The following is a 7905-nucleotide window of genomic DNA, read 5'->3' as shown; positions in this document are numbered from 1 at the left end:
GAGCCAAAAATAGTCTCATCCTTGAGTTCATAAGGTTGTAGTTCCTATTTCTGTAGTCGCTGGTCAGTTTCTAGTAAGGTTTTAACTAATCCGGTTAAGCGATCGACCGTTTCTTGATTTACTAATTTCCCTTCTTCGTTGAATGCTTCGTAAGCAGCTCCAATAGCTAGTTGTTGAGGAATAACTAAACTCCCCAAATTTGTCATGACTTCTCTTAGTTGTCCTAGTCCTCTTAAGCCACCTAGGCTGCCTGGGCTGGCAGCAGTTAGTGCGACAGTAAATCTGTTAAATGGTGGTTGATAGACATTGGAGTCACTATTGTCAGGGCGTGATAACCAGTCCAGTGTATTCTTCAGTGCGGCGCTAAATGATCCGTTGTACTCTGGGCTCGCGATTAAAATGCTTGTTGGTGATGAAAATATGCGCCTTAAGTCGTTCAGTGAAGCGGGCGTTTCAGTGTTTTCAATATCTTCATTAAACAACGGCAAAGGGTAGTCTGCTAAGTTAATGTTGATAGCATCGTAGCCAAGCTCTAAAGCTATTTGTTGTGCTTGCTTAGCAACTTTTTGGTTGTAGCTGTTGCTGCGTAGACTTCCAGAAAATGTAATAAGAGTTCTGTCTGAGCTCATGGTATCGGCCTTTCAAGTAAGTGCGTATGAATTGAACTGTCTTTATTAAACCTGATGCAAAACTGCATGAAAATAGGTAGAGTGCATAGTTGGTGTGCATATACGCACAGAGTGGCGAATTTTGTGCGGGTGACGTTAAGCGCAGATATAGATTGTTTGGGGATATGTATGAAAAGCTGGAGTGATATTCAGATAGCCTATCAAGTAGCCAAGTTTGGCACGCTTAGCAAGGCCGCTGAGTCTTTAGGTGTTCATCACAGTACAGTTCTTAGGCACATTGACTCGATTGAAGAGCACTTGGCTTGTAAGTTATTTCATAGGCATTCTCGCGGCTATACGCCGACTGAAGCGGGCGAAATTCTGTTTCAAGATGCTGCAAAAGTCGAAGAACGTCTTGATCGAATGGTCAGTAAAATTAATGGGCTAGACCAGCAGCTAACAGGGCCTTTGGTTCTGACGAGCGTTTCGACCTTGAGTCCCTTGATCATGCCTGTTATCGAGGTATTCAGCAAAGCACACCCTGGTGTGGACATTTCGTTTCAGGCGGATTCGAGAATTTTTAAACTTGAATATGGTGAGGCGCATATTAGTATTCGGCCAGGCGCTCAGCCGCAAGACCCAGATTATGTGGTACAGAAGCTATTGTATACTGAATCGGCTCTTTATGCTAGCGAATCCTACTTGCGTAAGTACGGGAAACTCCAGAGCCTTGAGGATATTACGGGACATCGATTTCTTAATTTTTGCCAGAATATGAATAATATTCCGAGTATTAAGTGGTTAAATGAAATGGTCCCGAAGGAACAGATTAGCTTTAGTGCCAGCGACTACCATATATTAATGGATGCTGCGGAAAATGGTTTGGGTATCGTGGCGATGGATTGTCGAATTGCCGAACTTAAAACTGACCTGCAGCTACTTCTGCCAGCACCTAGTGCATGGCGTTCAACTATATGGTTAGTGACGCATCGTGATGTCCACTTTAGCCCGAAAGTTCAAGCCTTTACGGCACTTATCAAGCAGTGTTTAAAGTGAAAATCAAAAGTCGTCATTGACTCTAAAGCAGTTTCGCCCGTCATATTTTGCTTTATAGACGGCTTTATCTGCACGGGCTAGTAGTGATTGAAAGTCATTCTCGTCCTGATGTAGTTCAGCTACACCGATACTCGCTGTGACTAAGAGTCCAGCTGGCTTAAGTGCTTCTACATCTTTTCGGATTTGGTCCGAGCGCATCGTTGCTTGATCAAGGCTGCAGTTTTCCAGGAGTACCACAAACTCTTCGCCACCAAAACGCACGGCTACAAGATCTTCCTTTCGGTATTGGGTGCGTAGGAATTCACCAAAGGTACTTAAAACCTGGTCGCCAACCGGGTGGCCGTGCTGATCATTAATTTGTTTAAAGTGGTCAATATCAACCATCATTAAGCTTAATGGATGGCCATGACGTTTGGCGCTAGCGACTTTTTGTTCAGCTACGGCTAATAAATAATGCCGGTTATAAAGGCCTGTTAATTGGTCGGTGAGCGCAAGCTCTTCTAACCTTTGGCGCTGTTGCTTCAATGTGATGTGTGTGTTGATGCGCGAGATTGCAATCGCTTCTCTCACTGGTTTACGAATATAGTCGGCGGCGCCTAGCTTAAGGCCTTTTTCTTCATCGTGCGAGTCTTGAAGGCCTGTAACAAAAATAACGGGGATGCCAGCCGTCTCTTCATCTTCTTTTAAGTGCTTGCTGGTTTCAAAGCCATCCATATCAGGCATCATGATATCAAGTAGAATGAGCTCGGGTTGGGGCTCTGTACGAGCGACTTCCAGACATTTTGCTCCAGAAGTAGCGACTTTGACCTGATAAAGATCGCGGAACATGAGAGCGAGAATTTGGACGTTAGCGGGCGCGTCATCAACAATGAGGACGGTTGGCTTTCCTTGTTTCTCGCTCGATATTTGAGGGGCCATTTATTAGGTGCCAGTCTGGTTATGAGGTCTGAATCAGAGCCAATATCTCTTTAAGTGTCGTTGATGCTGCCGTATTGTCAAATAAATTGATTTCTTCAACGAGTTTTATGACCAAATTTTGGATTTCCTGCCTATCGGGGAAGGCTGTTTTAAGGAGGCTTAAACTGTCTGGGTCGATATAATCTGATTGTTCAAGCTTGTTTTGAAGCGTGTTTAGTTGGTTTATAAACTCGTCATTAGAGAGTGTTTCATCTGATTCGTCGCTGGTCGATGCAGTACTATGGTCGAGTGCTTCAGTAAATGATTGTTCGAGCAAGCTTAACTCTGTTGTGAACTCTACATGAAGTCCTTCAAGTTCGTGCTTATCTACTTGCTCAATAGGTCTTAGAGAAACCTGTTCAATGGCAGCGCAGAGACTTTGGAGCTTGTCGGCGCAAAGTTGCCCGCAGACACCTTTGAGAAGGTGTGAAATGGCTTTAAGCGCTTTTAGATCTAATTCGTTACAGGCCTTTAGAATATCTTCAGAGTGCTTCGGGCTGTCACTAAGGAAGCTATTCAGCAATGCAGAGAATAAATCATCGTTATTGTAGATTCTCTCTCTTAGACCGTCAGGGTTCCAGTGGGTAGGGGTATCTTGCTCGCTAGTTGAAGCAGTAGCGTTGGGTTTGGTGCTTGTATCATCTTGAGGCATAGGTGCGTCTTCATATTCAGGTTTGTTGTTACACACATAACTAATGAGTGTAGAAATTGGTGCGTCGTTATAAATTGGTTTGCTTAGATAGGCGTTCATACCGGCAGCCAAGCACTTTTCTTTATCTCCTTGCATTGCATTGGCTGTCATCGCAATGATCGGAATGTCGGTGTAGAACTGTCCAGCTTTGCCATCGCGAATAGCTCGAGTGGCTTCATAGCCGTCCATTTCGGGCATTTGACAATCCATAAGGATTAAAGTGTGTGGGGTATTGGCGGTGGTTTGTATCAAACTGCTAATTGCTTCCAGGCCATTGCCAGCGACATCCGCGTGTAGGCCAATGTTTTTTAACGTGCTGAGGGCTACCATTTGGTTAATATAATTATCCTCCAGGATCAATAAACGGGTACCTTCTGGCCATTTTATTTGTCTCGAATCCTTCGTAGAGTAGGTCTTAATGCTTTCAGAGGTGATCAGAGGTTGAGCTTGTTGTAGTGCTTGACCGTCATCCGCCAAAATACTTAACGCATCAAATAGGTCAGAGGTAGTCGCAGGTTTTGGGAAATAAGCATCGAAGCCAATATCGGCCATTTCCTGTGCACCTCCCTGATAGGTCATTGAGGTCATCATAACAAGTTTCATCGACTGAAAACGTTCGTCGTGACTAAGTTTTCGCCCCAGCTCTGCTCCGTCCATTTCTGGCATTTGCATGTCTAACAGGGCGATATCGAAAGGCCTCTTGCTTTCGTCATTATATCGTTGCTGGCATAGTTCTAGTGCTTCGGAGCCAGAGCTCGCTTCAATGGCTTTAGCTCCCCATAGGTCAAGCTGACCTCGGAGTACCTCTAGGTTAGTCGTGTTATCATCAACGATCAGAATCTCTAGTTGGCTTATATCTATTGTCGGTTTGACTAACTCAGCTTGATCGCTAGTCTTCAGCAACATTGAGCTCGAAAAATTGCTGCCTTCTCCTGGAATGCTCTTAACGGAAATGGTGCCGCCCATCAGTAAGCATAGGTTCTTGGCAATGCTCAGTCCTAAACCTGTGCCGCCGAACTGTCTGGTAGTTGATGCGTCAGCCTGATTAAAGGCTTCAAACAGCGAGTCGGCTTTTTCAGGCGGGATTCCTATACCTGTATCAGTCACATCGATGTCTAGTTGAAGCAGATTTGCGTTTAGCTCCGTAAGCCGAGCAGAAATAACGACTTCACCTTGGCTGGTGAATTTGATTGCATTGTTGACAAGATTGGTAACGACTTGGCGGATCCTGCCGGGGTCTCCTACTGCTTTTGACAGGGTTAACCCTCTTAAGTCGACGATCAGTTCTAGCTCTTGTAGTTGAGCTTGCTGGGCAAGAGACTCTGCAAGATCGCCAATTTACTTTTTCGGGTTAAATAGAAGGTGCTCCAAGTCTAGTTTGCCTGCTTCTATTTTAGAAAAGTCTAAAATGTCGTTGATTAGTGTAAGTAGCGACTGTGCGCTATTTTGCGCTATTTCAGCCCGGTGCCTTTGTTGAGTATCAAGCTTGGAGTTAAGCAGAAGTCCCAGCATGCCCAGAACGCCATTCATCGGTGTCCTGATCTCGTGGCTCATGCTTGCGAGGAATTCGCTTTTCGTAATTGCAGCTTGTTCAGCATTTTCTTTTGCAGTAATGAGTTCGCTTTCGGCTGATTTTTTCCCAGTAATGTTCGAGCTAATGGCAACATAACTTTGTGGTTTGCCGTTCATATCTTTAATGGCAATGACAGTGCTGCTAATCCAGTAATTCTGACCATGTTTATCTTTGTTGTAGACTTCGCCTCGCCATACGCTGCCTTTAGCAGCTGTTTTATAAAGTTGGCCGAAGAAGGCTTTGTCATGATAGCCAGAGTTAAGAATTCGATGATTTTGGCCTAGCAGCTCTTCACGCTCGTATCCGCTTACTTCGACGAATTTGTCATTCACATAAGTGATGTCTCCTCTTATATTTGTGATAGAGACAATGGAAGCCTGGTCCAAGGCATATTTCTGCTCATTTAGTTCATTTATTGAGGCGTCAATATTCTGTAGGGCTTTATGAAAGCTTCTGGCAAAAATACCTACTTCGTTATTCTCGTTCACGGGTAGGTAGTCAATTTCGCCTGTTTGCTCATAGCGTTCGAGTGTTTCAGTCAATCTCGAGAGAGGGCGGGTAATTCTGCGAGAGATTAAAATGGCAGCCGTTAAGGCAACTAAAGCTAGCGATAAACCTATAAGCAGGCTTTTGTTGCGAGTTCCTTCCAGAGCTAATGCAAGCTGTTGATGTGAGGATGATAGTAGAATATGGAGTTGTGGGCTGCCATAAGTCGCACCACCTTTTAATACTTTGTAATACGCAGAGTATTTAGTATTGGTACTGTCTTTTAACTGCGTAAACGTCAGCTTGTTGGTGCCTGACTGAAAGTGCTGAGTGAGCTCGGGGAAATCTCTAAGTAAGTTTTTATCATGTGATGATGAACTATTATCTGAAGAGCTTTCCTGATAAAGATATTCACCTTCAGCGTCACTGATATAGAACTGTCTATTGCTATTGTAGCGAGGCAAACCAGAGATAATAGCCATTGGCTTAAGCGTTGCGATTAATACATAGCTGGCTGTATCGTCCAGAACCTTGAATAACGCGTTTGAAACGCTTGAAAAGACCTTTTCTGTTTCCAGCTCAACTAGATCTGGACTTAGGTAGATATCAGAAAAGTAAATCTCCCCCGATTTTAACTTGCCACTTTGCTTCAGTGTAGCTAGGTCTCTTGTTAGAAAGGTGTCTGAGCTTTCCTCTCCGCTCTTGCTGTCAGCCTTGTGGCTTGTATAAAGAACTTCCCAGCCAATTACACTGTCCGGTCTTTTGGCGACTAGCTTGATATTTACTACGCCTGGATTTAAAAGCAAGTAGTGTTCGAGAGTGCGATTGACTGGCTCAGACTCAGTGATGCCTCCTTGCACATAGGCTTGAATGGCATAGTGCTTGCCCAGGGAAACTAAGTCTTGGGCACTTCTTTGAAATATGGATTGATAGCTCGACTCAAGCATCTCAGCTTCGTGCTCAAGCTCCTGTAGGTTCTTTTTCTTTATTTGGGCGATATGATCCAGATACACAGAAATACTGATGATGGTGCCGACAATGAGTGTTAAAGAGAATGTAACTGAGGGGATTAGTAGACTTATAGGGCGCTTCGCACGTTCAGTTTTTGAAGTTCTGATATGTTGATGTGTAAGAGGGGGTGTTTCGCGGGGGCCGCTATCTGTTGATGAGGTGGCGGTGTTGAAAATTAGGCTGCGAGTTATGCCTGCTAGCATAGAAAGGTAAGCAACAATTTTCAGTATATGAGCGATATTGAAATGGTTATCGAAAAGTTGCGTAGAGCCGAATGCCACATGCAGTTGGGTTAGGCACTCTGGAATGCAGCTTAATAAAAACGCCAGGCTGACGGGGTCGCGTTCTTTCTGAAACCAGGTCCAGAACAATGTGGCGGCTAATAAGTATGTCGCTAGTGGAAGGATGTCATAGGGGCGGCTTATCAATTCGCCAGGGAAAGTGGTTTGCGGTAGGTTTTCGCTCACCGAGGCTAGATAAACACTTACGAAGGCCGAACCAACAAAAAAACTATCGCTAAAGGAAGTAGCTTTAGATGCTTGTACAGGGGGGGTTATTGCTGTGATACAAAGCCCATAAGCTTAGTGCCGCCCCGACGGTCATGATTGAAGCATTGAAAAGGCGGGAAAGCGCCCAGGTAAAAGGAATAAAATCAGTGTTCTGGGCTTGAGCATCGATCACTCTTGCTGATGCCAAGGTATGAAAAATGTCGATCGATGCTGCCGAGAGCAATGCAAGCCCCATGATAGGGAGTGTAATATTACGATGATAGTAGTAATGAACAAACGCAAAGATAGCGCCGATACAGGCAATAGAAATTGCGCTCCATTCGAGAATGGTATGTAGGATAGCTCCCTGCAGCGCTTCCAGCATCGAGCTTTGTGTTGTCACTATATCGACTTTTGTCGGCGCAGCGCCAAAGTCAATTCCTAGCATATTAGGTAAAAAAGGTAGAGTGCAGAGAAAAAATAGCCCAATAGTCAGTTTTTTGGGAGACGTCATTCAAACTTCCGAAATATGGTGACGTGGTGCGATGGCATTAAAGAAGTATAGTAGAAATGTCTTCAAGTTCACGTCAGTATGCAAATAATAGGAAAGTCGCTATGCTTTGGTTACACTGAACAAATGGATAGTCTTGGTATGCTTTTGTTTTTTGGGTGCAACTAGCCAAATTGGGTTTAGATGAATTATGAGCGAACAAGCAAAAGCGCTGATTACCGAAATATTTGATGCAGCTTGTGTTAAGCAGTTTGAAAGCTTGGGCTGTCAAATAGAAGTAACGGATAGAAGTTCATATTCCCGAGAAGTGATGGCTTCGTATATTACGGCAGGCTCTGAAGACCTGACAATTTCTTTGCTATTAAAAACACCGCGTTTACTATTAGCGTAAACTATGCCGATAGTTGATGTAGATAGAATTGGTGACCCAAGTTTTCAAGAAGATTGGAATTGTGAATTGGCCAACCGTTTTCTAGGTAGAATAAAAAATAGCTTGGTGCAGCATAATTGTCGGTTGGCTATCG

7 protein-coding genes are annotated in these 7905 nt (G+C 44.2%); 2 read left to right on the top strand and 5 right to left on the bottom strand.

What is annotated here, in order from left to right; genetic code table 11:
- Positions 1 to 44: 44 nt before the first annotated feature.
- The gene (locus A3757_RS17550; protein ID WP_068508909.1) at positions 45 to 629 is read right to left on the bottom strand and encodes an NADPH-dependent FMN reductase; all 585 of its coding nucleotides are present in this window, start codon (positions 627 to 629) and stop codon (positions 45 to 47) included.
- Between the two features lie 168 nt (positions 630 to 797).
- On the opposite strand from A3757_RS17550, the gene A3757_RS17545 reads away from it, so the two are divergent.
- Entirely contained in the window at positions 798 to 1664 is an 867-nt protein-coding gene (locus A3757_RS17545; protein ID WP_068516301.1) for a LysR family transcriptional regulator, read from the top strand.
- Positions 1665 to 1667: 3 nt separating this feature from the next.
- Here the strand turns inward: A3757_RS17545 and A3757_RS17540 are convergent, their stop codons facing one another.
- The 4 genes from A3757_RS17540 to A3757_RS17525 all read right to left on the bottom strand — a co-directional run bounded on the left by A3757_RS17540 (position 1668) and on the right by A3757_RS17525 (position 7384).
- Positions 1668 to 2582 carry a diguanylate cyclase gene (locus tag A3757_RS17540; protein WP_068553426.1) on the bottom strand — a complete coding sequence of 305 codons (915 nt, stop codon included), beginning with the start codon at positions 2580 to 2582 and terminating at the stop codon, positions 1668 to 1670.
- A 19-nt stretch (positions 2583 to 2601) separates the two neighbouring features.
- Complete coding sequence (locus A3757_RS17535; RefSeq protein ID WP_255374935.1) at positions 2602 to 4569, bottom strand: response regulator; 1968 nt, start codon at positions 4567 to 4569, stop codon at positions 2602 to 2604.
- Positions 4570 to 4650: 81 nt separating this feature from the next.
- Positions 4651 to 6849: a histidine kinase dimerization/phospho-acceptor domain-containing protein gene (locus A3757_RS17530; RefSeq protein WP_068511356.1), complete on the bottom strand. Its 2199-nt coding sequence runs from the start codon at positions 6847 to 6849 to the stop codon at positions 4651 to 4653.
- 64 nt (positions 6850 to 6913) lie between these two features.
- Entirely contained in the window at positions 6914 to 7384 is a 471-nt protein-coding gene (locus A3757_RS17525) for an MASE3 domain-containing protein (RefSeq protein WP_068511358.1), read from the bottom strand.
- Between the two features lie 187 nt (positions 7385 to 7571).
- Between A3757_RS17525 and A3757_RS17520 the strand changes: the two genes are divergently transcribed.
- Positions 7572 to 7772: a hypothetical protein gene (locus A3757_RS17520; protein ID WP_068511361.1), complete on the top strand. Its 201-nt coding sequence runs from the start codon at positions 7572 to 7574 to the stop codon at positions 7770 to 7772.
- The last annotated feature ends 133 nt before the right edge of the window (positions 7773 to 7905 follow it).

Source organism: Oleiphilus sp. HI0117, from assembly GCF_001635235.1.
The sequence above is the reverse complement of the archived record's forward strand: the minus strand, read 5'-3'. Positions and strand labels throughout refer to the sequence as shown.

Excerpts from the sequence above, each read along its gene's own strand:
- A3757_RS17525 (WP_068511358.1), bottom strand. The coding sequence starts at position 7,384 with ATGACGTCTCCCAAAAAACTGACTATTGGGCTATTTTTTCTCTGCACT.
- A3757_RS17550 (WP_068508909.1), bottom strand. The coding sequence starts at position 629 with ATGAGCTCAGACAGAACTCTTATTACATTTTCTGGAAGTCTACGCAGC.
- A3757_RS17540 (WP_068553426.1), bottom strand. The coding sequence starts at position 2,582 with ATGGCCCCTCAAATATCGAGCGAGAAACAAGGAAAGCCAACCGTCCTC.
- A3757_RS17545 (WP_068516301.1), top strand. The coding sequence starts at position 798 with ATGAAAAGCTGGAGTGATATTCAGATAGCCTATCAAGTAGCCAAGTTT.
- A3757_RS17520 (WP_068511361.1), top strand. The coding sequence starts at position 7,572 with ATGAGCGAACAAGCAAAAGCGCTGATTACCGAAATATTTGATGCAGCT.